Annotated in this window: 25 protein-coding genes and 2 pseudogenes; 21 read left to right on the top strand and 6 right to left on the bottom strand. The window is 58.5% G+C overall.

Annotated features, from left to right (window positions below; genetic code table 11):
* The first annotated feature begins 220 nt into the window (after positions 1-220).
* The 3 genes from HY028_01790 to HY028_01780 are packed head-to-tail and all read left to right on the top strand — an operon-like array spanning position 221 to position 2,130.
* Positions 221-538 carry a cupredoxin domain-containing protein gene (locus tag HY028_01790; protein ID MBI3343602.1) on the top strand — a complete coding sequence of 106 codons (318 nt, stop codon included), beginning with the start codon at positions 221-223 and terminating at the stop codon, positions 536-538.
* A gap of 15 nt (positions 539-553) precedes the next feature.
* Positions 554-1,393: an FTR1 family protein gene (locus tag HY028_01785; protein ID MBI3343601.1), complete on the top strand. Its 840-nt coding sequence runs from the start codon at positions 554-556 to the stop codon at positions 1,391-1,393.
* Positions 1,390-2,130 (top strand): hypothetical protein, encoded by a 741-nt coding sequence (locus tag HY028_01780; GenBank protein ID MBI3343600.1) that lies wholly within the window; start codon positions 1,390-1,392, stop codon positions 2,128-2,130. The genes HY028_01785 and HY028_01780 overlap by 4 nt, the downstream gene beginning before the upstream one ends.
* A gap of 63 nt (positions 2,131-2,193) precedes the next feature.
* On the opposite strand, the gene HY028_01775 is transcribed toward HY028_01780, so the two are convergent.
* The 5 genes and pseudogenes from HY028_01775 to HY028_01755 form a co-directional block, all read right to left on the bottom strand.
* On the bottom strand, positions 2,194-2,571 hold the full coding sequence (locus HY028_01775) for a phage holin family protein (GenBank protein ID MBI3343599.1): 378 nt from the start codon (positions 2,569-2,571) through the stop codon (positions 2,194-2,196).
* Between the two features lie 12 nt (positions 2,572-2,583).
* Positions 2,584-3,538, bottom strand: a pseudogene (locus HY028_01770) (restriction endonuclease).
* Positions 3,523-4,995: an Eco57I restriction-modification methylase domain-containing protein gene (locus tag HY028_01765; protein MBI3343598.1), complete on the bottom strand. Its 1,473-nt coding sequence runs from the start codon at positions 4,993-4,995 to the stop codon at positions 3,523-3,525. Before HY028_01765 ends, HY028_01770 begins: the two are co-directional and overlap by 16 nt.
* A 92-nt stretch (positions 4,996-5,087) precedes the next feature.
* Positions 5,088-7,220 (bottom strand): DNA helicase RecQ, encoded by a 2,133-nt coding sequence (recQ, locus tag HY028_01760; GenBank protein ID MBI3343597.1) that lies wholly within the window; start codon positions 7,218-7,220, stop codon positions 5,088-5,090.
* Positions 7,221-7,314: 94 nt separating this feature from the next.
* Positions 7,315-8,094 (bottom strand): hypothetical protein, encoded by a 780-nt coding sequence (locus tag HY028_01755; GenBank protein ID MBI3343596.1) that lies wholly within the window; start codon positions 8,092-8,094, stop codon positions 7,315-7,317.
* A 490-nt stretch (positions 8,095-8,584) separates the two neighbouring features.
* Between HY028_01755 and HY028_01750 the strand changes: the two genes are divergently transcribed.
* The 5 genes from HY028_01750 (at position 8,585) to HY028_01730 (ending at position 11,772) form a co-directional block, all read left to right on the top strand.
* Positions 8,585-9,553, top strand: a complete 969-nt coding sequence (locus tag HY028_01750) for a c-type cytochrome (protein MBI3343595.1) — start codon at positions 8,585-8,587, stop codon at positions 9,551-9,553.
* A 131-nt stretch (positions 9,554-9,684) separates the two neighbouring features.
* Positions 9,685-10,293: a cytochrome c gene (locus tag HY028_01745; protein ID MBI3343594.1), complete on the top strand. Its 609-nt coding sequence runs from the start codon at positions 9,685-9,687 to the stop codon at positions 10,291-10,293.
* The gene (locus HY028_01740; GenBank protein MBI3343593.1) at positions 10,290-10,817 is read left to right on the top strand and encodes a cbb3-type cytochrome c oxidase subunit I; all 528 of its coding nucleotides are present in this window, start codon (positions 10,290-10,292) and stop codon (positions 10,815-10,817) included. The genes HY028_01745 and HY028_01740 overlap by 4 nt, the downstream gene beginning before the upstream one ends.
* Positions 10,814-11,320: a thioredoxin family protein gene (locus HY028_01735; GenBank protein ID MBI3343592.1), complete on the top strand. Its 507-nt coding sequence runs from the start codon at positions 10,814-10,816 to the stop codon at positions 11,318-11,320. The genes HY028_01740 and HY028_01735 overlap by 4 nt, the downstream gene beginning before the upstream one ends.
* Positions 11,317-11,772, top strand: a complete 456-nt coding sequence (locus HY028_01730; GenBank protein MBI3343591.1) for a hypothetical protein — start codon at positions 11,317-11,319, stop codon at positions 11,770-11,772. The genes HY028_01735 and HY028_01730 overlap by 4 nt, the downstream gene beginning before the upstream one ends.
* A 101-nt stretch (positions 11,773-11,873) precedes the next feature.
* Here the strand turns inward: HY028_01730 and HY028_01725 are convergent, their stop codons facing one another.
* Positions 11,874-12,074, bottom strand: a complete 201-nt coding sequence (locus HY028_01725; protein ID MBI3343590.1) for a hypothetical protein — start codon at positions 12,072-12,074, stop codon at positions 11,874-11,876.
* Positions 12,075-12,207: 133 nt separating this feature from the next.
* Here HY028_01725 and HY028_01720 point away from each other — a divergent pair, with 133 nt between their 5' ends.
* The 13 genes and pseudogenes from HY028_01720 (at position 12,208) to HY028_01660 (ending at position 23,446) form a co-directional block, all read left to right on the top strand.
* The gene (locus tag HY028_01720) at positions 12,208-12,480 is read left to right on the top strand and encodes a hypothetical protein (protein ID MBI3343589.1); all 273 of its coding nucleotides are present in this window, start codon (positions 12,208-12,210) and stop codon (positions 12,478-12,480) included.
* 66 nt (positions 12,481-12,546) lie between these two features.
* Complete coding sequence (locus HY028_01715) at positions 12,547-12,705, top strand: hypothetical protein (protein MBI3343588.1); 159 nt, start codon at positions 12,547-12,549, stop codon at positions 12,703-12,705.
* 99 nt (positions 12,706-12,804) lie between these two features.
* On the top strand, positions 12,805-14,211 hold the full coding sequence (locus HY028_01710) for a cbb3-type cytochrome c oxidase subunit I (GenBank protein MBI3343587.1): 1,407 nt from the start codon (positions 12,805-12,807) through the stop codon (positions 14,209-14,211).
* A gap of 203 nt (positions 14,212-14,414) precedes the next feature.
* Complete coding sequence (locus HY028_01705; protein ID MBI3343586.1) at positions 14,415-15,305, top strand: cbb3-type cytochrome c oxidase subunit II; 891 nt, start codon at positions 14,415-14,417, stop codon at positions 15,303-15,305.
* 11 nt (positions 15,306-15,316) lie between these two features.
* A pseudogene (locus HY028_01700) lies at positions 15,317-15,928 on the top strand (hypothetical protein).
* Between the two features lie 450 nt (positions 15,929-16,378).
* On the top strand, positions 16,379-16,639 hold the full coding sequence (locus HY028_01695) for a hypothetical protein (protein ID MBI3343585.1): 261 nt from the start codon (positions 16,379-16,381) through the stop codon (positions 16,637-16,639).
* An 80-nt stretch (positions 16,640-16,719) separates the two neighbouring features.
* Positions 16,720-16,968 carry a hypothetical protein gene (locus HY028_01690; protein ID MBI3343584.1) on the top strand — a complete coding sequence of 83 codons (249 nt, stop codon included), beginning with the start codon at positions 16,720-16,722 and terminating at the stop codon, positions 16,966-16,968.
* A gap of 16 nt (positions 16,969-16,984) precedes the next feature.
* Positions 16,985-17,473: a cytochrome c gene (locus tag HY028_01685; protein ID MBI3343583.1), complete on the top strand. Its 489-nt coding sequence runs from the start codon at positions 16,985-16,987 to the stop codon at positions 17,471-17,473.
* Positions 17,474-17,486: 13 nt separating this feature from the next.
* Positions 17,487-18,539, top strand: a complete 1,053-nt coding sequence (locus HY028_01680; protein MBI3343582.1) for a formylglycine-generating enzyme family protein — start codon at positions 17,487-17,489, stop codon at positions 18,537-18,539.
* A 9-nt stretch (positions 18,540-18,548) separates the two neighbouring features.
* Positions 18,549-18,761 (top strand): hypothetical protein, encoded by a 213-nt coding sequence (locus tag HY028_01675; GenBank protein ID MBI3343581.1) that lies wholly within the window; start codon positions 18,549-18,551, stop codon positions 18,759-18,761.
* A gap of 9 nt (positions 18,762-18,770) precedes the next feature.
* Positions 18,771-19,133, top strand: a complete 363-nt coding sequence (locus HY028_01670) for a hypothetical protein (GenBank protein ID MBI3343580.1) — start codon at positions 18,771-18,773, stop codon at positions 19,131-19,133.
* Between the two features lie 95 nt (positions 19,134-19,228).
* Positions 19,229-21,979, top strand: a complete 2,751-nt coding sequence (locus tag HY028_01665) for a spermine synthase (protein MBI3343579.1) — start codon at positions 19,229-19,231, stop codon at positions 21,977-21,979.
* Between the two features lie 117 nt (positions 21,980-22,096).
* Entirely contained in the window at positions 22,097-23,446 is a 1,350-nt protein-coding gene (locus HY028_01660) for a 4Fe-4S binding protein (GenBank protein MBI3343578.1), read from the top strand.
* The last annotated feature ends 1 nt before the right edge of the window (position 23,447 follow it).

Here is a 23,447-nt window from a genome sequence, read left to right as displayed (position 1 = left end):
CGCCGTGCCGGTTGCCTCCTATTTTGTCTCCACCCGCGCTACCGCGCGGACTCCGACAAAACATCCGGCCCTACGGCTACGCGGGGGGCGTCGCACACCGCTCGTCCGCTATCGCTCCCTCGCTTCCATGTGCTCCTTCAATGAGAACTACTTGCATTTATAATCAAGAATGATTATCATTTAGTCATTACTTATTGAGATGAAGGAAGAAAGGTCCCCTATGAAATATTTACTAACCGCCGTCCTGCTGCTTCCAATCGCCAGTACTGCAGCTGATGCCGACTTCACCCTCACGATTCGTGACCACCGCTTTCAGCCTGCGGAACTCATTGTGCCGGCGGGCAAGAAGATCAAGCTCACTGTCGTAAACCAGGACAGTACGGCGGAAGAATTCGAGAGCCACGCGCTTAACCGCGAAAAAGTGATTGCGGCCAACAGTTCCACAACCCTCTACATTGGGCCGCTCAGCCCCGGTCGCTACTCATTCGTGGGCGAGTTTCACGAGCAGACCGCGCAAGGCACGGTCGTTGCGCAATAAACTGGAGTCAAGATCATGTTCGCCGCATCCCTGATCGTTTTCCGTGAAGTCCTTGAGGCTGCCCTGATCATCGGCATCCTCGCTGCCGCCACCAACGGTATCCCCAATCGCAACCGCTGGCTCTGGGCGGGATTGGCTGCCGGGCTGGCCGGTTCCATCGTGGTGGCAGGCGCCGCCGACACCATTGCCAGCCTGGCAAGCGGGTTTGGACAGGAGCTGTTCAACGCCGCCATCCTCGTCCTTGCCGTGCTGATGCTAGCCTGGCACAGCATCTGGATGACTGTCCATGGCAAGGAGCTTGCCGCCCAGGCGCGCAACGTCGGACAGGGAATTCGCGACGGCAGCAGCGAATGCTCAACGCTATTTATCATTATCGCTGTCGCCGTCCTGCGCGAGGGATCTGAAACGGCGCTGTTTCTCTATGGCATCACCACAGCGGATGGTCACGGGGCGTTTGCCACGCTGATGGGCGGCGCATTGGGGCTGCTGGCCGGCGTGGCTGTCGGCTGTACCCTCTATGCCGGCCTGCTGCGCATTCCCGTGCGCTGGTTTTTCAGCGCCACCGGCGCCCTGGTGCTGCTGCTGGCCGCCGGTATGGCGTCGCAATCGGCGCGCCTGCTCATTCAGGCCGATCTGCTGCCCAGCCTGGGCTCCCCCCTGTGGGATACCTCGGCGGTGCTGCCCGCGGAATCGGCATTAGGTGTGCTGCTGCACGGGCTGGTGGGTTATGACGCCCGGCCCGCCGGCATGCAGATTGTTTTCTACGCGGTTGCGCTGGCGGCGATCACGGCCGGCATGCAGTGGGCGAAACGCCTCTCATCCAATAAATCACTTCAACCAGGAGCAGTATCATGAAGGCACGCAGTTTCATCCTTGGGCTCAGCGTGTTGATATGCGGACCCGTTTTGGCTGGTCCCGCTGACTATATCTTTCTCCCGACCGTCGAGTACGGCGAGCGCGAAATCGATTTCAAAATCGGCAGTGCCCGCCAACCGGCCGGCGATCGATTAAGCGCGGCCACGCTCGGCTTCGGCTACGGCGCAACCGAGCGGTGGTTTACCGAAGTGTATCTCAAGTACGAAAAACAAGGCGGCGAGGGCGCCAAGCTGGACGCCCTGGAATGGGAAAACAAGTTTCAGCTCACCGAGACCGGCAAGTACCCTGTCGATGTGGGCCTGATTACCGAGATTGAAGTGCCGCGTAACAGAAGTGCGCCATACGAGTTCAAGATTGGCCCGCTGCTGCAGACCGACTTCGACAAACTCCAGCTTAACGGTAACCTGCTATTTGAACGCAGATTCAGCGGGGATGACCCGGATATGCCGCACAATACGGAAATCGGCTATCAGTGGCAGGTGAAATACCGCTGGCAACCGGCCTTCGAGTTTGGCCTGCAGGGCTTTGGCGAGATGGGCAAGTGGAACGATTGGGATCCGGCGAGCGAACAGAACCATCGCTTCGGCCCAGCCGTGTTTGGCAAGATCGGCCTGGAAGGACGCCGGGCGATTAAATACAACGCCGCCTGGCTGCATGGAGTGAGCGATGCCGCCCCCAACGATACGCTCAGGGCGCAGATCGAATACGAGTTTTGATGGCTTGACTCGTCGAGCCTGTCGACGTAGCCCGGATGGAATGAAATCTGGGTATCAAACAAATCACCGATTCCGTACCACGATGATCTCGACCCGCCCGCGCGGGCCGATGAAGTGCGACGCGAGCCATCCGGTTATGCTCACGACAATGGAGCCGAACAACGCCGGCCAGAAACCCGCGATGGTGAAGTTGTCGAACATCCACGCCACCAGTCCCAGCATCGCCGCATTGATCACCAGCAGAAACAGCCCAAGCGTGAAGACAGTGGCAGGCAGCGTCAGGATAATCAGCACCGGCCGCACCACGGCATTGACAATGCCAAGCAACAGCGCCGCCCCGAGCAACGTCCCTACGCCTTTCACCTCTATGCCCGGCACCAACTCAGACGCCAGCCAGAGCCCAAGCGCAACAATCAACAGACGTAATATGAATCCGGCCATGGGCTTATGTTCTCACTTTGAGTACGGGCCCAAGAAACGGCTGCCATTGAAGTGGATAAGATGCGTTGGTGCATCCGCGCTCCACACCTCCGTTTCCCATGCAATCACGGACAGATATTTCCGCATGACTTCGCCGCGGCTTGGGAAGGCCGTGACATAAACGAGCCCCGCGGTCGAGTCCCTGAACAGCTCGGATATCTCGGCATGTCTGCGCCCGTCTACCGGGCCGCTGCTTGTTACCGCATCGGCCAGTATCAACCAGTTCTTCTCGCGGAAATAAATCACCACGTCCGGCATCCTGCCGTGCTGGCCGACATCAATACCTAGCGACCCAAGGAGGTCTCGATCGAAGTACCCCCCATTTACTGCCTGTGTCGCCCACGTAGATGAGTTCGCCATTCGGAACAAAGCGCGGCGAGAACTCCTCGAGAATAGCGCGAATGAGTTCTGAATGTTCGCCTGCGCTCAGGGTGATGGTCTCCCCGTCCTTGATCCGGACGGGGATTCTGGCCATGTCGCGATGGCGCGCATATTTATCGGCCAGCGTCAGACGCCCGGAGAGATAAGCGGTTAATGTTCCGCCCCATGTTCTCTTCCCGAAGGTGCGGAAAAGCGCGAGCGCGGCCGGCTCAACCTGATAGCAGTTCTTGGGGCTGTTTACGGCGCGGGACGTGTCGTCCGGGTTGTGCATGACTACGCCGGCCGATACCAATGGCTTGATGCTTTCATCGCGGATGGTTTCGCGGGTGTTCTCCGCGTAGAGGCGTTTGTATTTGCTGCGCGCGAAGTCGAGGATTGCGCGGATACCCAGTCTCGGGTCTTGAGCATCGCTCCAGGCCCTGTCCTTCGTTAAGTCCAGCAACGCCAGCAGACAGATGGCGGTGCGTTCGTGTAGCTGCTCATTGGGCATGCCCAGCTCGCTCAGAACGGTTAACGCTTCCTGAATATGTTTTACTTTGACTGCCATCTTGTTTCGACTTCTTTTATCAATCGGTCGATAGCGGCCTGATCGCGGGCTTCCGCTGTCGCCAGCCGGCCAAGCTCCAACAACTGCTCGTGGCTCGGGTAACGCATCTGCCGCAGGTCTGTCGCGTTCACCTGCGTGTGGCCCGAAAAAACCCGGAAATGGGAATCCACGACCGTTGAATTCAGGAACAGCGCCATACCGAGTGCGGTTTCCTTGTCCATGCCATGTTTTGCGATATGAAAAACATTCAGATGGTTCTCGAAGCCATAGAACGGCGCAGGCAGTTCATTCGGGTCGATCACGAATGCGACGACCCGGCGGCGCTCTTCCTTGCTGGAGAAGCGCTTGGTCAGGACATAGAAGCCCTTTGGCATCAGCCATTTCCGGGTTTCCTCCGCCAACAGAATCGCATTCGGTTTCTTGTGTGTCTTTGGATAAACAAGCTTCCCATCAGAAAAGTGATGGGCATAAATCAGAGGGACCGTGCCGGGGTCCGGTTCCGGGCGGCAATGCCCCCGCAGCCTGAAATCAACAACGGGACCGGTACAAACCTCAATGCCGAGTTCTTTCAGGCTATGGCTAAACAACCCGTGTGTGCCATCACCGGCATTGGCAAGTACAGGAATGTGAATGAAACGCTCCGCATCGCCATCTTTGACGATCCGGCCGAATGGCAATGCACGCGCGTGGTAATCGCTGAATGTAGCGTCGTGACTCTCGCTCACCGTTACAGCACCTTGTGTCCCGGCCTTCTTGAGCTTGACGATGATGTTCTCCTGGAGCACATCATCGTCGCTGAATGCCTTGTTTCTTGCCTCGAACACATGGATATGTTCGATGGCGCAGCTTTGCAGTAACTGCTCCCGAAACGGGCGGTAATAGGTTCCGTTGCAAAAAGACCTTGGAACAATGGCCACTATCTCGCCATCTTCCTCCATGAGCAGGATAGCCAACGCGAGAAACGCGGTATAGAGATTGACCGTCTCGATACCCACATCCCGCAACAAGTAGCGGTACTTACTGTCGCTCTTTATTTTTCGATAGGGCGGGTTAAGGATGGCATGGGTAAATCGTTGGCCTCCCTCCATCGAGATATTCCAAACCGCATCCTCGATAAAGTCGGAATTATGAATCGTGCTCGCCAATCCCGCGCGGGCATACGAAGCCAGCATATCGGCCAGATGCATCTTCAATAATGGATCGATCTCCCACGCCTCGACCAAAGCTGTCGAACTTTGGAAACGATCGAGGAAGGCGCTTGTGAGCGAGCCCACCCCTGCGCCGGCGTCCAGCAGGTGTATTGTCTTGGTCGTGGCGGAGAAAAGGGACGTCATGAACGTAGCGATTGCCGCAGGCGTCATGAACTGGCCGAGCTCGGATTTTCGGTTCGCTTCAAGCGAACTGCCGACGTCAAGCCTTGCGGCATCAATAGAGCTTTGGATGGCTATCTCGCCCATGCAGGTGATTATGGCAAACCATAGTGAGGGATACTACCAATCAAAAAGCACACGTGATCAGATATTGCATTAACACATTCCGCTGAGGCACCTTATTCCGCTGCCCGCACACACTGCAACATCCCATAAGAATACCGCCCACCCAATGTCTCAAACACCGGCTTGAGCGCCTGTCCGCCGTTGGCGTGCAGGGCTGCGCGGATGCGGGTTAGTTCTTCCTCATCCAGCGGCACGACCTCACGCAGTTTGATTTCGCCGCTCGTGATGGCTAGTGCGAGGTGGTTGTAGAGGGTGCTCTCTTTCAGGCCCCGGCGGGTGGCGATGGCGGGGATGTCCAGGCCGAGCCGCAACAGTCGCAGGGTTTCGGCGGCGGTGTCGCTGACGGCGGCGTCCTTGTCGTCATCGCGCGCGTGCGCGCGGATGATTTCGAGAAAATCCTCACCGTAGGCGGCGAGTTTGCGTTCGCCGATGCCGGTGATATGCGCGAGTTCTTCCAGCGTCTGCGGGCGGCGGGCGATCATTTCGGTGAGGGTGGCGTCGTGGAACACGACGTAGGGCGGTACGCCTTGCGCCTTGGCGATTTCCAGGCGGCGGGCGCGTAACGCTTCCCACAGACGCTGGTCGGTTTCCTGGCTGAAGGGGCCGCGCGCTGCGCGCGTGGTTTTGGTTTTCTTGGTCTTTTCGGGCTTGGTTTCGCGGCGCAGCATGACGCGCTTTTCGCCACGCAACACGGGGCGGCAGGCGTCGCCGAGTTTAAGTGCGCCGTGGCCTTCGAGGTCCACGGCGAGCAGACCGCGCGCGATGAGCTGGCGGAACACGCCGCGCCATTCTTGCTGGCCCAAATCCTTGCCGATGCCGAAAGTGCTGATCTGGTCATGGCCAAAGCGCTGGATGCGCTCATCGGCTTTGCCCAGCAGCACGTCTACCAGATAGTTCACGCCGAATCTTTGTCCGGTGCGGTGGATGCAGGAGAGCGCCTTCTGCGCGGGCACGCTGGCGTCCCAGGTTTCGGGCGGTTCCAGGCAGGTGTCGCAGTTGCCGCAGGGTTTGGGCAGCGGGTCGCTGAAATACGCGAGCAGAGCCTGGCGGCGGCAGGTCGTGATCTCACATAATCCCAGCATGGCGTCGAGCTTGTGGCGTTCGACGCGCTTGTGTGTGTCGTCCGCAGCGCCGGTCTCCAGCATCTGGCGCAGGGTGATGACGTCCTGCAGGCCGTAGATCATCCATGCATCAGCGGGCAGGCCATCGCGCCCGGCGCGGCCGGTTTCCTGGTAATAGGCCTCGATGCTCTTGGGCAGATTCAGGTGCGCGACGAAGCGCACGTTGGGCTTGTCTATGCCCATGCCGAAAGCGATGGTGGCGACGATGATGACGCCTTCCTCGTTGATGAAGCGCGACTGGTTGCGCTCGCGCACCTCGGCGGAAAGCCCGGCGTGATAGGGCAGCGCGTCCAGGCCTTGGGCTTCGAGCCAGGCGGCGATTTCGTCCACACGCTTGCGCGATAAACAATAGACGATGCCGGCCTCGCCCGCGTGTTCGGTGCGGATGAAGCGCAGCAGTTGTTCGCGCGCGCTGCCGCCGCCACTATCCGCCTGGGCGATACGGTAGCGGATGTTGGGGCGGTCGAAGCCGCTGATGAAGATGCGCGCGTTTTCGAGTCCCAGGCGCGCGATGATCTCGCGCCGCGTGGGCTCGTCGGCCGTGGCGGTGAGGGCGATGCGCGGGATGCCGGGGAAGCGCTCGTGCAGCACCGAGAGCTGAATGTACTCGGGGCGGAAGTCATGGCCCCACTGCGAGACGCAGTGCGCCTCGTCGATGGCGAACAGTGCAATGTTCGACCGCGCCAGCAGGTCGAGCGTGCGCTCGGTCATCAGGCGCTCGGGCGCGACGTAAAGCAGGTCGAGCTCGCCGCGCAGGAGCTGTTGCTCGACCGCGCGCGCTGTGGCGGCATCGAGCGTGGAGTTGAGAAATGCCGCACGCACGCCGGCCTGTTTGAGCGCCGCCACCTGGTCCTGCATGAGCGAAATCAACGGCGAGACGACAACGCCTGTGCCCGGACGCACGATAGACGGAATCTGGAAACAGAGCGACTTGCCGCCGCCGGTGGGCATGAGCACCAGTGCATCGCTGCCCGCCATGAGGGCGCGGATGACCTCGTCCTGCGGCGCGCGGAAGTGTTCGTAGCCGAACACGGTGCGGAGGATGTGGAGGGGTTGGTGTTGCACGTAGGGGCTACGCAGTAAGGTGTGAGGCGTGAGGGGTGAGGAGTAAGGGGAACAGCATTTTACGCCTTACGCCTCACACACGATAAAGAGACAATTACCCGCGCAGCCAGACATAGAAGCCCGCCGCCAGCAAGGCCGTAACTGCGAATAACGCCTTCCAGCGGCCTTTTATAAAGGTTTTGGCGACAAAATAGGCATTGGGCTCGACCCTGACCTTACACTCCGGCCAGGAATAAACCCTCGTTTCCTCACCGCTCGGGATCTTGAGCCGTAAAGTGAGGTCGAGATCGAGACTCCTGTCACCGGACTTAAGAGGCAGCACGTTCCACGCCCATTGCAGGGTGGACTGAACGCCGAGCCCCTGCTCCTCGTGGGCGACCGGGGTGATCCGAAAGCCGTCGCCGCGTAGCCCGGCGATCAGGTGCGCGCCGATCTTCAGGGTAGTGAGTTTGGCGGGGGAGGCGTGATTGATCGCCCGGGTGATCGGCTCGACGATATTCTGGGTAAGCTGAAGCTCCAGCCGCGCGGGCTCACCCACCATCAAGTCGTGCGGCGGGACAAAGCGAAAGTTCTGCACGCTGAGGTACGCCAACTCGTGACGCATCACCACACCCAAATCCTGCACTGTTTCAGCCGGGCTCACCTGGCCGCCTACCGAGAACAGACTGATAGGCCTCTCCAGCCGCGCGGGCGTCGCATGGCGCAGTTCGACCGTGTAAGCCGGGCCCTCCTGGCGCGGGTTGTCGCGCCGCTCCTCGGCCGGAGTCTTGCTGACAATGCTTTTGACCATCAAACCCTTCATCACCACGACATAAAAAATGATGTCGGCAAAGATGAACAGGATGATGACGACGACGAAATCTCTAATATCCATCCGAGTATAGTTGATCGTGAGGGTTTGCTTTCCAGATAGCCGCTGTGATGATTAGGCAATGGCTAAGTCGGTTTAGCTGGATCTAAGATTAAATAATACTCTATTCCTGCCCGGTAACGCAGACATACGGATTCTTGTCTGCGGGCTTATTGCATGTCGCCAAAATCTCATGGCATAATATCTAACTATAGACTCTGAATTACCAGCCATGGCATGCCCGGTGGGGCGCATAGAGGGAGGTGTAGTTTGTTCGACTTATCTGTTGATTTGGCCAAAGATTCCGTGGAATACAGCACGGGTGACGTACTGAGCTTGTACGGCATTATCATAACAGTCGTACTCGTCGTGCTCTTCGCTGCATACAAGACGGCCAAGAAAAACTCCTCTAAGTAACCTTAGCGCTGCCGAGGGGTTAAGGCCCGGTAAGCGATGCGGCGGGGTTTCTGCGGAGAAGCTTTTATAATATCGTGATATGGAGGAAGGATTCATTATGCGTCGGTTAATTAAGGCATCGCTTGCGGCCTTGGCCTTGGTCGCGGCAAATCAAGCTTGGTCAGAAGATCCGGGCGTCACGTCTGCCCCGGCCGTTGAGCAAGCACCGGCAGCCCCGGAATCCGCCGGTTCGGCCCCGGCGGGTGAAATTGCGCCCGCTCCGGCGGTAGTAGCCCCCCCCGTCCCCGCGGAAAATCCGGAGGCCATGGCAACCCCCACCCCACCGGAGGTCGTAGCCCCCGCCACTCCGCCTCCTATGCCCATGCCGGGCGAGGCGCTCAGGCTGGTCGGTAATTTCGAGGCCGGGAAAAAGATCTTCAACGAAGGGAAAGGCGAGGCCCCGCCCTGCATGTCCTGCCACGGTGAGCAAGGTCTGGGCGATGACAATATGGGTACCCCCCGGTTGGCCGGCCAAGGCTTTACTTACATCAGAAAGCAGCTCTATGAGTTCGCCGCAGACCTCCGGACCGACACCACCATGGGTGTCATGAACGGTGTCGCCAAGGCCCTCTCCGATCAGGACAAGGCCGACATCGCCGCCTATGAGTCCAGCGTGCATCACGATGCGCTCGCCTCGGCCTCTAATCTGGACGAGATCAAGACGGCCGGCACCGTACCGGTCGGTGAGCGTCATCTCGGAAAGGGCATCGTGCTCTATGGTATTCCGGCCCAAGGCGTACCGGCCTGCAGCAGCTGCCACCAGTTCAACGGGCGCGGTGCCCTGCCGATCTACCCCGTCATCGGCGGACAGCGTTACGTCTATCTGGTAAATCAGTTGAAGAAATGGAAGGATGGCAGCCGCGCCAACGACCCGCTGGCGCAGATGCGCGCCGTGGCGAGCAAGCTCAAGGATGAAGACATTTACAATGTCGCCGCCTACCTGACCAGCGCGCCGCCTATCTCCATGGGCAATTCGCGTCAGCCTCACCAAATACCGCCGAATACCGCCGGCGCCGCGCACGAATAGCCGCTGAAAGCGCGTTCGCCTTAGAGTTGAGTTTTTGAACTTGTTGTAGGGACGCAAGTCCCATAAGGGCGGGGGAAACATCCCCGCCCTTTTGTTTTTCTACCTGCCGATGTGCAAGGTTAACCGTGACACTGCCTACGACGAAGCCTAAACAATCCCTCAAACCCGGCGAACGCGTGCTGTTTGCCGTATTCGGTGCGTTTCTGGTGTTGGCGGTGATCGGTTACATCGTGCTCGAGACCGTGCGCAGCCACATGAAGGAGCCGATGTTCACCTCGCGCAGCTCCTTTGATTCCACCGCGGAAGGCCTGCGCGGCTCAAAATTATTCCGCGAAGCCAATTGCACCGCCTGCCACCGCGCGATGCGCAACGGCACCAACAACGGCCTCGTACTGGACGGTATCGGTTCGCGCCGCAGCGCGGAGTGGATAGAGAATTTCCTGAGGCGGCCGGAGTTGACTTATGGAACGACGACCATGGATCACGCCCCCGGCAGAGAAGCGGGCTACACTACTGCCCTTCCCTCCGCAGACATCCACGACATCGCCATGTTTCTCTCCGAACTCAAGGCGGAACAAGGTTCGTCTATGGCGCGCGAGCCGCCGCCGGAAAGCTCAGGATTCATAGACAGCATGGTCAAGATGTGGGCCCCTGAAGGCTGGAAGGATAAATACCAGGACATCCGCACCAAACCCCCCGGGCAACAGGGAGACGCGACAGAAAAGGCGCCCTCCCCGTGAATGAGAATTTCGGCCAGGACACACAGTACCGCCGTTACATTTTATGGTTTATTGCGGCCTGCGTGATTTACAGCATCATCGGCTTCTCCTGGGGCGTAGTGGTCGGCATGCTCCCCAAACTGCGCGACTTCATCAACCACAGGCCGCACGCCCATCTCATCATGCTCGGCCACGGCCACCTGAACCTGCTGGGCTGGGTCGAGATGGCGATATTCGCGGCGGTGTATTACATCGTGCCGCGCATCGTCCGGCGCAACATCTATAGCCTGCGCCTGGTCAACATTCATTTTTGGGTCCACAACTTCGGCCTGCTCGGCATGGTCCTGTCCTTTGTCATGGCGGGGAGTTTGGGCGGTCTGGCCAGCGAAACCATGGACATTGACGAGGTCAATAAAATCGTGCGTCCGTTTATGATCTCGGTGGGGATGTTCGGCAGTTTGGTGCTGCTCTCCAACCTCATCTGGGCCTACAACCTGTTCCGCACCGCGCGCGGCTGGAGCGAGCCGCAGAGCGCAAAGCCATGATGCGCGCGCGCTACGGAGCCTTCACGCTCTGCCTCGTAGTTCTTTTGACGGCCTGCGACTTTGGGCCGAGGGTGGGCGTCGGCATGCAGGCCCCGCCGATCGCCACCAAGACCCTGGCCGACGTGGGCGGCGACTTTAGCAAGATCACCACCTACCGCTATCCCGACGCGCGCATGTATCAATACTCGCTCGATCAGGCGCTCAAGACCGGCAAGCCCATCGTGCTCGCCTTCGCCACCCCCGGTCACTGCACGCCCTGTGATCAGCAGCTCCAGATGCTCAAGGCCATGATGAGCAAGTATGAGCCGCGGGTGCTGTTTATGCACATAGACCAGTACCAAAACCCGCAGGCCTTCAAGGCCTTCGGCATAATGGGCGACCCCTGGACCTACGTGATAGATCAAAAACAGACGGTGCGTTATGTACAGGCCGGACGGGTCATGTATGGCGAACTCGAGGCGCAGCTCAGCCGCGTGCTCCCCGCGGCAACCGCTAAGCGATGAGCGGCGTCACCCGCTACGTCCTGCGGCAGGACCGGCAGGGAGTGTTGTGGGATTTGCTGTTATATGTGCCCACCGTCGTCGTGCTCGGGCTGCTCGGTCTCAAGCTGGGGTATGGCGAGAACCCGTCCGTGGCCTATATCCTTTTTTTTATGGCCTCGTTTTTCTTCATCGCGGGCGCCAACCGTATTCTTAAAACCCGCCTGATGTGGCTGCCCACCTCCCCGGTGGCGATCGAAATCAGCCGCGAGCAGGTGCGCCTGGAGTTGCGTAACGGCGAGAGAGTGCAACTGGTCAAAGACGTCCGTTATTACAGCGACACCCAAGGGAAATCCATCGGGCTTTCCGGCAAGGACGTCTTGGGCCAACCGAGGCAATTCATCTTCCACCGCGGACAGTTTCAAGATGCCGCGACATTCAAAGAGGTGCGAGAGGCCTTGACGGTTTACAAGTAGCTGTGAGGGGCGAGGAGTTAGAAAAAGGTGAGGAGTTAGGCGTAAGGAGTGAGGAGTAAGGAGTAAAAAGCTATCACCCCTCACCCCTCACCCCTCACCCCTCACTCCTCACTTCTCACCCGCCTCTTCACCACATCCCAGGCGAGAAAGCCAAGCACAGCTACCCCAATTAAAACGGCGAGCGCAATCACAGTGTATTCCGTGGCCCTGCTGACCAGCCCGCCGATCAGCATATGCACCGAATACCCCAGTATGGTCAGCCCGGCGATGGCCGCGATTAAATAAACGACAATTTCTTTCATATCAGGTGTTGAAATTATAACGCGACCTGATGTAAATTATACAAATTAACGGCAAGCCCCTGGTTTGGGCGCTTTGTGAACATTTAATTCAAGTCCAAGAGCGGAGAGAGATATGGCGAAGTCGGTCAGCATGGTGAGAAAATCCCTGATACTTAGCCTGGTGGTCGGCATGGTGGTGGGGATGGGTAACGGCAGCGTGTTCGGTATTTATCTCATGGCCAATCTGGGCCGTGGCGCCTTTGGCGACTGGGGCGGCTGGAACTCTTACAATCCGTTCGGTTACTTCAACGGCTTTATGACCTGGACCATGTTGGTGTTCGGTTTCGCCTTTATATGGATCTTATTGTCCGCCATATATGGTCATGATAAGATGTCCAAAGTGAGCCAGGGCGGCGGTCATCACTAAGGCTGTCTTGCAGCAAGGTACCCCTAAATTTATGCAGTCGAAACTAACAGCGCACGGAGCTAGCAAATGGGTCTTTTAGCAATAATCGCCGCAGTTTTTAGCATGGTCGCCGCCTTCTCCAGCATGTGGCTAGCATGGTATCTGATGATCCCCTGCAAGGTGTGCGGCAAGGTCGGTAACCGCGGGCTGATCAAGCCGTGCTGCGCGATGCCGGCAAAAAAGTAAGCGCCGGTCTTAATTAGGCCTAAATATAACTAAAATTATTTTACGGGGCGCGCGCGCGGCGCACGCTACAGATTTCGAGTTTGATGAGGTATTAGCATGTTGACCAAATATCTGTTTTCCAAGAGCGAAGACATCCCGCCGGGCACCGCGACGCTGTTCTTTTCTTTTTCGGCCATCGTCTGGTTTATCATAGGCACGGGTTTGGGCTCTTTCAATGCCGCCAAGCTGGCCTTCCCCGACTGGGTAACCGGCTATGAGTACTTCGCCTTCGGCAAGATGCGCCAGGTGCACGTAATGGCGGTGATCTTCGGCTGGATCTCGATGGCCTTCGCCGCCGCGATGATGTACATCACCCCGGCGCTTGGCAATACCAAGTTGTGGTCGGAAAAGCTCGCGCTGTGGAGCTGCATGAACTGGAATATCGGCCTGGCTGTGGGCCTGATCACCATGTGGATGGGAATGACCTCCGGGCGTGAATACTCCGACTTTATCTATCCCATAGATCTCATCCTGCTGTTTGGCGTGCTGATCCCCGTGTCGCTCAATGTCTGGATGACCATCGCCAAACGCCGTACCCAGGGCATATACACCACCAACTGGTTCTTCGCCGGTTCAATCTTCATGCTCATGATCGTGTTGCTGGTAGGCAACCTGCCGGAGTACTTCCACCTCACCGGCCTGACCGAGGCCTACCTCACCTGGTGGAATGCACACAACATTCTCGGTTTGTGGATCACCCCCGTGGCCGCGGCCATTGCCTACTACACCATCCCCAAAATCACCGGCAACCCGCTGTACTCGCATCGTATCGGCCACTTGCACTTCTGGTCCATCGTGATCTTCTACTCCACGCCCGCCGCGCATCACCTGATGTCCGCGCCGTTGCCCGAGTGGCTGAAGTCATTCGCCTCGGTGGAGGGCGTGCTGATCCTGGTGCCTGCGATCGCCTTCGTATCCAATATCCTGCTTACCATGCAGGGCAAGTGGAACATGTTCGTGGAGAACATCGAGGTGCGCTTCACGGTGACCGGCGTGCTGCTCGCCATTCCGCTCAACATGCAGGGCGGCTTCCAGCAGACACGCTCGATCAACTGGTACATCCACGGCACCGGCTGGATCGTGGCGCACGCGCACCTCGCACTGCTCGGCTTCTCCACCTTCATTGAGGTGGCCGCCGTGTACTACGGCCTGCAGATGATCATGAAGCGTAAGCTCTATTCCCTGGCCCTCGCCAACTTCCACTTCTGGATGCTTTTGATCGGCTTTTCGATCTACTGGATCTCAATGACCATCGCGGGCCTGATTCAGGGCGCGGGCAAGATTTACGAGGTGCCGTACATTGATATCGTGGTCGCCGAGCACCCGTACATGATCGCGCGCTGGTTTGGCGGTACCTTGGTATTCCTCGGTAACTGCGTGTGGCTGTATAACATGTATATGACGGCGCGTGAGGGCACCATAGTGCCGGCCGGCCGCATGGTGCATGAGCTGGCCTACGAACGATAGCCAATTGGATTTCGCTCCGCGCGGTCTGAAAAACGCGCGGGCGACCAAAGGGAAGATCTGCGCCTCTTCCCTGTGGAAACCCCATCGCTTTGCGCCCGCAGCAAGCTGCGGAGATGAATTAATTTGCTTAAGGGAGTATAGACGTGGCCTTTAGAGAGTATAGAATCGGCGCCGTGATGTTCGGTGCAGCACTCAGCTTGTCCATGTTCATCACGCTGGTGATGCCGAGCTTCAACATCTTCTCGGTGGGCTCTACGGCGCTCGCGCTCGACAAGCAATTGACCTACGGGGCCAACAGCGGCTTTAGCTTCAGCGATCCGCGCCTCAGGGGTCACGCCGCACCCACCAAGGTTTTGTTGAATAAGGACCCGGCCTCGGGCGCGGACATGGACCCGGTGTACGCTTACGTATTCCGTCCCGGCGCACCCTTCCCCAGCGGCATCAAGCATCCGAAGGTGCTCGGTGCCGGCAGTGCGGAGTTGAGCGTTGAACAGGGTAAAATCCATGAGGCAAGCGAGACGCAGGGCGCCGTGTTCCTGGTTAAGAACGGCGACTACGAGGGTAAATCTTACCCCTATATAGAGAACGCCAGCGTCACCCACGGCTGGACGCCTGATGCGGTGCTCACCGCGGCCGGTGACGCCAACGCCCACTATGCCGGTTCGGGCAAGGTCATCTTCGTGCGGGAGGGCTGCTGGTGGTGCCACACTTTACTGCCCGAGCAGACTCAGGACTTCCAATACTTCGGCGCACCGCCTTATCTGGGCGACTTCAACGGTGAGTCACCCACCGCATTTGGCTCCGACCGCAAGGCGCCCGACCTGCTGCATGTCGGTTCGCGCAACTCCTCCAAGGAGTGGATGATGATGCACTTCTTCAATCCACGCCTGGTGCAGCCGCACTCCATCATGCCGCGCTTTGATTACCTGTGGGGCGAGACCGACGCCAACGGCAACAAGATTAACTATGCGGGCTGGCGCAGGGAGTTTCTGGAATATCGCCGTGGCGAGCGCGTGACGCCGCCCGAGGTGCCCGCCTATGCGAGCAACAGCGAGATTCGTTACTTGATAGACTTTGTCTTGAACTTAAAGTAGGAGGATGTGTCATGGCCTGGAGATTTGACAACCCGCTGCGTACCCTCACGGATGATGAAAGCAACAAGACCGCCATGGAGATATGGGAGTCCGAAAGCCTGGGCGGCATCACCGAGAACAACAACCGTCTGCCTCAGCCGGTGGTGTATCTGCTGGTGCTGACCATCATATCCGCATACCTTATTACCTTTCCCTTGTGGGGCCAGCGCCCTACCGCAGCGATCTATCAGGAGTATATCGCTGCGATGGATAGCCCCGAAGTGCAGGCCCTGCCGAATGATCAGGCCCGCATGGACTATCTTGTCAAAGAGGTGGGTAGTAAATCAAAGCACAAGACTCAACTGATACAACACCCCGTAGAAATGGATGACCTGCGTGTATTGAAGCCGCTCATCCAGGACCTGCAGGCGAAAAACGCCATTCTGGAAGACTATACCGTTCTGGGCGATAGGCTCGTCCTTGCCAACTTTGAAGGGAATGTCCGTCCCGACGGCAGCATTGTGCGTCAACAGCCCTGGTGGGATAAGGGATATACTATCGACATCTTTTACGTGATCTATTTCTGCCTGGCGGTAATGATAGTAGTAAAGCGGCTGCCACCCTATACGGTGCAACCGCGTCATGGTAACGAGCGCATGTTGAGCGACGCCGAGATTGCCGAGTTGAGCGTGCATGGTCAAAAGAGGAGAGTAGCATGATAGATCTGGACAATCCGCCGCTGGTTCTGGCCGGAGTAACGTTAGTGGCCTTGCTGGTGCCAGTGCTCTACAGCTTTATCGTAGACCGTTACGCACCTAACCTGTATAAGAAGAAAAAATAACACGCAGCCGCAAACCAAGAACAACAATGCCGCTCTCAGTAGCGGCATTGTCTTTTTAGGGGTTTAGATTCACTGAGATGCGTGTTATCAGCTCTATGTCGTTACTCAGAAGTCACAAAGACGACAGGTCGTCTTTGTGACTTCTGAGTAAACACCGCGTTTTTATCTACCCCCACCCTGTCCCGCCCCCTACATAGGGGGGGACGTATCGGTAAGTGTGGCCTTACTTATGGATTTATCAGTAAATCGGACCATGATTGTACAGACACAAAATCCGCTTGCCATGGACAGGGGGGTGGATAGTGTTTACAGTCAGGAATTCAGCATCGGGGTGTTTTTCTTCATGCTGCTCGCGATCATATTTTTTTCCACCATTGTGATTGGATTTATGGCGGGGAAAAATGTCAAAGGGTTGAAGACCGGTGAGAAGTGGCTGTTTGCCTGGATATTTCTGGGTATTGTGGTCGCGGTGATCATGGGTTCGTTGCAGTTGTTGGGTGGTTATCTGTTTTAGGGTGAGCCGCGAAGCGGCCGGTGCTTATAGAAGAGCTTGAGGTAACGCCAGGGATGGCTTCACGATAGGAGGATGGAACTATGAATACGGATTTTTTAGTTGATGGCTGGACGATTTACTTGTGGCTGGTGGTCGGCGGGCTGATTCTGATCGCTGTGGTGTTCGGGATACGCTGGGCGATGCGCAATGAGCAATTCGATGAGGACATCAAATACGTGATGTTCACGGAGGATGACAGGGAGCGGATGAGCCCGGAGGAATACGCCAAGAGCCGGGAAGTGATCGCGCAGCAGATTAAGCGGCGCGAGGAGTTAAGCGGGCATCACTAGAGGACGCTGGCAGGCGATGCGCGGAGGTGAGAAATGGGTGCTCGGGATCATCGCCGCGCTGGTACTGTATGCGGTTGGCAGGGGTTTGTGGCAATTAGGTCTGCCCGCGCAGCAGGACCCCGGCATCCCGTTTTACAGTACCGCTACTCCCGAACTTGCACGCAAGGGCTCAGATTTATACCGCAGCCTGAGCTGCAAGAATTGCCATACGCTCTGGACGGTGCGCAACATGTTCGAGTCGGTGCCCGCGCCGGCGTTGGATGGGATAGGCTCGCTGCGCGATGAAGCGTGGTTTTACGTCTATTTCTCCGCGCCCGACCCGCAGACGATCTTGCCCTCTCGCCTCAAAAAACAATACCGTATGCCCTCCTACGCGCACCTGCCTGAACAGGACAGGCGTACGCTCGCCGCTTATATGGCGAGCCTGAAGGTGAAGGACTGGTATCTGGTGGAAACCCGTAAGGCCGAGTACGAAAAGCTGACCGGCAAGCCCTACCAGCCTTGATTGGGTTGGCGTTATGAGTACGACATTACCCGGCAGACCCGCGCTGACAGCGGCGGAGCGCGCGAAGCGCAAGCGTTATCTGATAGCCACCTTAGTGACCTGCGTGGCGCTGGCCATGATAGGCGGGAGTATTCATGTAATCCAGCTCGGCGCCAACCGCATGGCCGAGATGCGAGGCAAGGCGACGTACGACTTGAAGCAAGAAGCCACGCGCATTCGCGCGGCGGGTGAGGACGCCATGCGGCGCACCGGTGAGGCGAAAGTGGCGGTCGGGCTGTACACGCCTGAACAAGTCGAGCAATTGCTTACTCCGGCGCAATGGGCTGAAGTGGATACGACGCTGCTCATTCCGGCAGGGCCGTTCATCATGGGTACCGACAACGAGCGCGCCGACGAGCAAAACCGGCCGCAACACAGCGTGACGCTGCCTGCCTATCGCATTGACAAGTACCCGGTGACGAATGCGCAATATGCCCGCTTTGTAGTCGCGACCGGGCATCGCCCACCGGAAAACTGGGTGGGGGGGATGATCCCCAAGGGTAAGGAGTTGCACCCGGTGACGATGGTGTCGTGGCATGATGCCGAAAAATACGCGCAGTGGGCGGGCAAGCGCCTGCCGACCGAAGCGGAGTGGGAAAAGGCCGCGCGCGGGGCGGACGGACGGCGCTGGCCCTGGGGTAACGAAATGGACGGGACACGGCTTAATACTTACTACAACGTGGGGGCGACCACGCCGGTCACTGCATATCCGCGGGGCGCGAGCCCGTTTGGGGTGATGGATCTCGCCGGCAATATCAGTGAGTGGACGGCGGATGATTTTGTGCCGTATCCCGGGAGCACCGCGCCGGAGGATTTGTTCAAGGCCAAGCGCGGTAAGGCGACCTCAGCGGAAGACCGCAGCCTTAAGGTAGTAGACCTGGTAGTGACGGATCAGCGCTACAAGGTTATGCGCGGCGGGTCGTGGAAGAGTGATCCGTTTTCTACGGCGGCCTACCACCGCAACTACTCACTGCCGAATTACGCCTCGGATTTTTATGGTTTTCGTTGCGTGCAAAGCGCGCCCTAGACAGGATCCATGAAAAAGTTTGCCTTATACTGCGGGCTGCTCACGCCGGGAGCGGCCTATGCCCTCGATAGTTACCGCTATCTGCATGTTACGATTGATACCTTATGGTACATCTTCTTGTTTTTGGTTCCCGGCGTGCTCGCGCCCATCGGCCTTGCTGCATGGTTGTATTGGCGCAACGCGAAGCGCGCGTCGAGTGCAGAGTCCGACCGTGACGAGTGATCTGAGCGCATGAGGAGCACTTGGTCGTTGCCGTTGATTGCAGCGTTGTTATGTCCGCTATCCCCGCTCGACCGGGCATTGGCCGCAGATCGAAGTAATGAGGCAGTAATTCAGGAGTTTGTGCAGCAAGAGGATCGGGCCAAACTAGGCCAGCTAGAAAAGCAGCAGGCGGAGACGAGAAAGAAACACCAGATCCTGTTCTTGATGGGGCTGGCGCTGCTTATCAGTATATTGACGACGGCGGGTCTGGGCATCGCCATGGCGTTGTATGGAAAGCAGGTTTTTATCCCTCACATGGTGATGGCGGGTATCAGCGTGACGCTGGCGATCGTGCATGCGGTGGTGGCGATTGTGTGGTTTTATCCGTTTTGAGTTTTGTGAGCGAGAGCTGCAGGCCGAATGAATTCGGTCGTAAGTAGGTGAGACAAATTCACACCCTTCCTGGCCAACTCGGTCTCCAAATATAAATGCGTGCTACTCGCGTCTGGCCTTGGGCCTTACTGATCCTTTACGCCTTCTCCGGCATGACAGGCATCGCTTACGAAGTGTTGTGGGCGCGCATGTTGACGGTGCAATTCGGGGTGAGCATCTTCGGCGTCGTCGTTACGGTGGCGGCGTTCATGCTGGGGCTCGGTTTTGGGAGCGTGCTGGGCGAGCGGTTATCCTTGAGGTTGCGCAATCCACTCCGCGTGGTTGCCGTGCTGGAAGGGGGCGTCGCGCTGTTCGCGCTCGCCTTGCCGCAATTACTGCGTCTGCTAGACGGCACAGCCGGCAGTCTCGCCGTGCAGCTAGACCTGAACGGCTGGTACCTGCTGCAGGGTGCGGTGACGCTGCTGGTGCTGGCGCTTCCTGCTCTGGCGATGGGCGTTACCTTCCCGCTGATGCTCAAGGTCTTGGCGCCCACTCCGCTGACACTCGCCGAGATCTACGGGGCGAACACCTGCGGCGGTGTCGCGGGCGCCTTGTTACCGCTTTGGCTGTTACCGGCTTGGGGCTGGGCTCAGGCGATAGACGTCGTTGCGTCGATAGGACTGCTGATTGCGCTGGGAGCAGGGCTACTCTCCACCGTCGCACCGGCGCGTAGCTCGCCGCAAGGTGTGACAACAGACGCCCGCCCCGATTTATTAACCTTGTTGGCCTATTCAGGTGTGGGCGCTGCGGCTCTGATGCTGGAAATCGCTTGGATACGCTTGTTCGGCATGATTCTGCTGCGCACCGAGTATGTTATGGCGCTGATCCTCGCTATATTTTTGCTCGGCATAGGTTTGGGCAGCCTGCTCGCAAGGTATATGAGGGACAGGTTCTGGTTGAGTTCCCTACCCGTCATCGCCGTGCTGTTTTCAGTCACCAGTTTATGGGGAGTGCCCATCATCTCGGCTTGGGCGGAGCAGGGTCGGTTTGACTCACTACTCCAGGCGCTTACCCTGCAAGGGCTCGCGTTGACCGCACTCACCCTGCCGGTAACCCTTGCGTTGGGCGCGTGGCTGCCGCTCATCAGCGCGCGCGCCGGACGAGACCGCACGACCTCGATGTCGCGAACGATGTCCATGAACTGTGCGGTCTCTCCCTCATCCGGCCCTTCGGGCCACCTTCTCCCAGCGGGAGAAGGGGAGTCAGAGCGCCCTTCGGTCGCAGATTCGTGGGTAGTACAAAGCGGCGCGTGGTTGTATGGCGTCAACGCACTGGGCGGGGCGCTGGGCGCGCTGCTCGCAGGCGGGGTGTTGATCCCGGCGTTCGGCGCGCCCGGCACGCTGCTGATCGCTGCATCGGTGCTGCTGGTGTGCGGCCTGGTGTGGGTCAGAGGCTCTGCTCTAAAAGCTGTTGTAGTAGCAACGGGATTTTTCACACTCGCAGTATTGGGTTGGCCGGTGCGGGAGTTACCGGAGATTGCAAAACTGTTGCCCAAGGCGCAGGCGGGGAGTCATGACGTGTATCGTCACGAGGATGCGCTCTCCATCACTCAGGTCGTGGAACGCGCCGATGGTCAGCGCGTCTTGCTGACCGACATGCAGCGCATGGATGCGGCGACCGATCAGGCCGCTGTGATCGTGCAGCAAAACCAGGCGCGGCTGCCGCTGTTGCTGCACCCCGCGCCGCGCAGCGTGCTGTTTCTCGGTTTGGGCACGGGTATCTCGGCGTCCGGTTCCCTGCCGTTTCCGGATCTGCAACGCACCGCCGTGGAAGTGTCTCAGGGGGTGATAGAGGCCATGCCCTGGTTTGCGCCTCTCAATCAAGGCGTCGCTGCCGCTACCCGCATCGTGCGCGATGATGCGCGGCGTTTTTTGCGCGCCGGCAGCGGGCATTACGATGTCATCGTCGGCGACTTGTTTCACCCCGATCTGGTCGGTCACAGCACGCTGCTCTCGGTACAGCAGTTCGCCCGTGCCAAGGCACGCCTCAATGAGGGCGGTCTGTTTGTACAATGGATCGCGCTCAATCAGTTCGACGCCGGGTCGCTTGCCGTGGTGCTGCGCAGCTTCGCGCGCGTGTATCCGGACGCCGTGATCTTCATGGACGGATTTCGCCTGGCGCTGGTTGGCGCAACAGAGGCGATAGGTGGTGCGCCGGCCATGCTCGCCAACCTCAACCGTATGAATACCGAAACACAGTCGCGGGTGACCGGCGGTGAAGGCGCGTGGACCTGGCTGGGCCGTTACTGGGGGCGAATAAACGCCGAAACCGGCCCGGTGCAAGACGAATGGGCTCCACGCATTGAGTATAGCCTGCCCCGTGCCCGTTACAGCGGAGAAATGGATCTTGTAAACATTATAGAGGAATTGCTGCGACAACGCCCGACACTGGAACAGGCCGCGAGTGAGATGCATATCGCGATGTCAGATATGGCCGAGTTTGAGCGCAGCTACGCGGGAAATGAGTTGGCCACGCGCGGCTGGCTTGCGACGCTACGCGGCAGTGACGAGGGTGCGCGGTTGCTGCGTCTTGCTTATGAGGCGAATCCCCGTGACCGCTGGATTGCCTTTGCGCTGGCCGATGCGATGTATGCCTCGCTGCCGCAGGTCCTTGCCAAGGGCAGAGACAGGCGTGCCGCCTTGCAGGCGATACTCAAGCTGCGTCCCGATCATGTCGAGACGCTGCGCGCCTTGTGGCGGCTCGAACGAGAGGCGGGTAACGCGGCCGAGGCGGAGCGCTACCGCTCGCAACTGACCGCCGTCAGCCCGCTCGACAGGGGAGTGAGGGTGAAAACCGGTGAGGAGTGAGGCGTTACAACAAGTGAGGGGTGAGGAGTGAGGCGTGAGGGAAGCGGTTTTATACACCTCACTCCTCACGCCTTACGCCTCACTGGCAGTTAAGGCGTATGTTAAAATAGCATTGCTATGAGTGTAAGCGCCAACCAGGCATTAAACCGCATCAAGGTGACGGTCGAGACAGGGCGTCCCGCCTCCGACGGTGTGCGTTTGCGCCGTTACCGGCGCGCCGTGCAGTGGGGGGCGCTGCTGGCCGCCATATTGATCCCCGTCACCGGTCTGTTTCGCATAGACCCCGCCGCCGGCGCCTTTGTGGTGCTGGACCGGCAGATCTGGTTTTCAGATTTTTTCATCGTGGTGGGGTTTTGGCTGGCGGTTTCGAGTATGCTGGTTATGACCTATTCCACGCTTGGGACCGCCTTCTGCGGCTGGGTGTGTCCGCAAAACACCTTCTCCGAGTGGGCCAACCGCATGACCCAGAGGTTTTTGGGCAAACGCGCCGAGGTGAGTCTCACCGGCGAGTTGATGCACGTTTCCGCCGGCAAGAAAAAATGGATTAACTGGCTGATGCTGGGCGGCCTGTTTCTGGCGGGGTCGCTGCTGCTCGCCTTGATCCCTCTGCTGTATTTTTATCCGCCCGACGTGGTTTTGTCGTTCATCACCTTGCGTGACGATGCGCGCCTCGCCTCTTCGCTGCACTGGATTTACACGGTGTTTGTGCTGATTATTCTGGTGGACATCGCCGTGGTGCGCTACTTCTTTTGCCGCTTCATGTGCATCTACCGGGTTTGGCAGCACTCCTTCAAGACCCGTCAAACGCTGCATATCGCCTGTGACGACGCGCGCGGCGAACGCTGCGCGAGTTGCAACTTTTGTCTTACCGTGTGTCCCGTGGAGATAGACCCGCGCAATACCAGCACCTACGACAGTTGCATCAACTGCGGTGCGTGTATCAGCGCCTGCGACTCGCTGCAATATCGCAACGGTGAGCCCGGGCTGTTGAGTTTCGAGTTTGGCGAACGCAAGGTGTCAAAGCTGGTAGGACTCGCAATTCAACAGGGCAGTAATCTCAAGAGCAATCTCGGCACGCTGCTCGGGCGTTTTTCGTGGAGCCTGCCGCTCACGGTGATGGGCGCAGCGATGTTCGCGTGGGGGCTGCTGAGCTATCAGCCCTACCACCTCAGCGTTTACCGCGCGGACACCAATCAGGGAACGATACAGGACTACCGTATCGGTCTTGCCAACAAACTGTATAAAGAAGCGCTGTTGAAGGTGCGGGTAGAAGGCCTGCCCGCGGCGAGCTATCAATTGTCTGGAAGTGAAATGGGTTTTACTACGGTCGGACGCAAGGACCTCAATCTGCACATTGGTAAAGTGCTACCCAAGGGGCTGTATCCCGTTGTCGTAAAAGTAGAGGCTCAAGATGGCTGGCGCGCGAGCTATCGAGTACAGCATTTTGTCAGTAGCGATGGACGATGAC

The sequence above is a fragment of the Gammaproteobacteria bacterium genome, assembly GCA_016195665.1.
Lineage (GTDB): Bacteria > Pseudomonadota > Gammaproteobacteria > SURF-13 > SURF-13 > JACPZD01.
The sequence above is the reverse complement of the archived record's forward strand: the minus strand, read 5'-3'. Positions and strand labels throughout refer to the sequence as shown.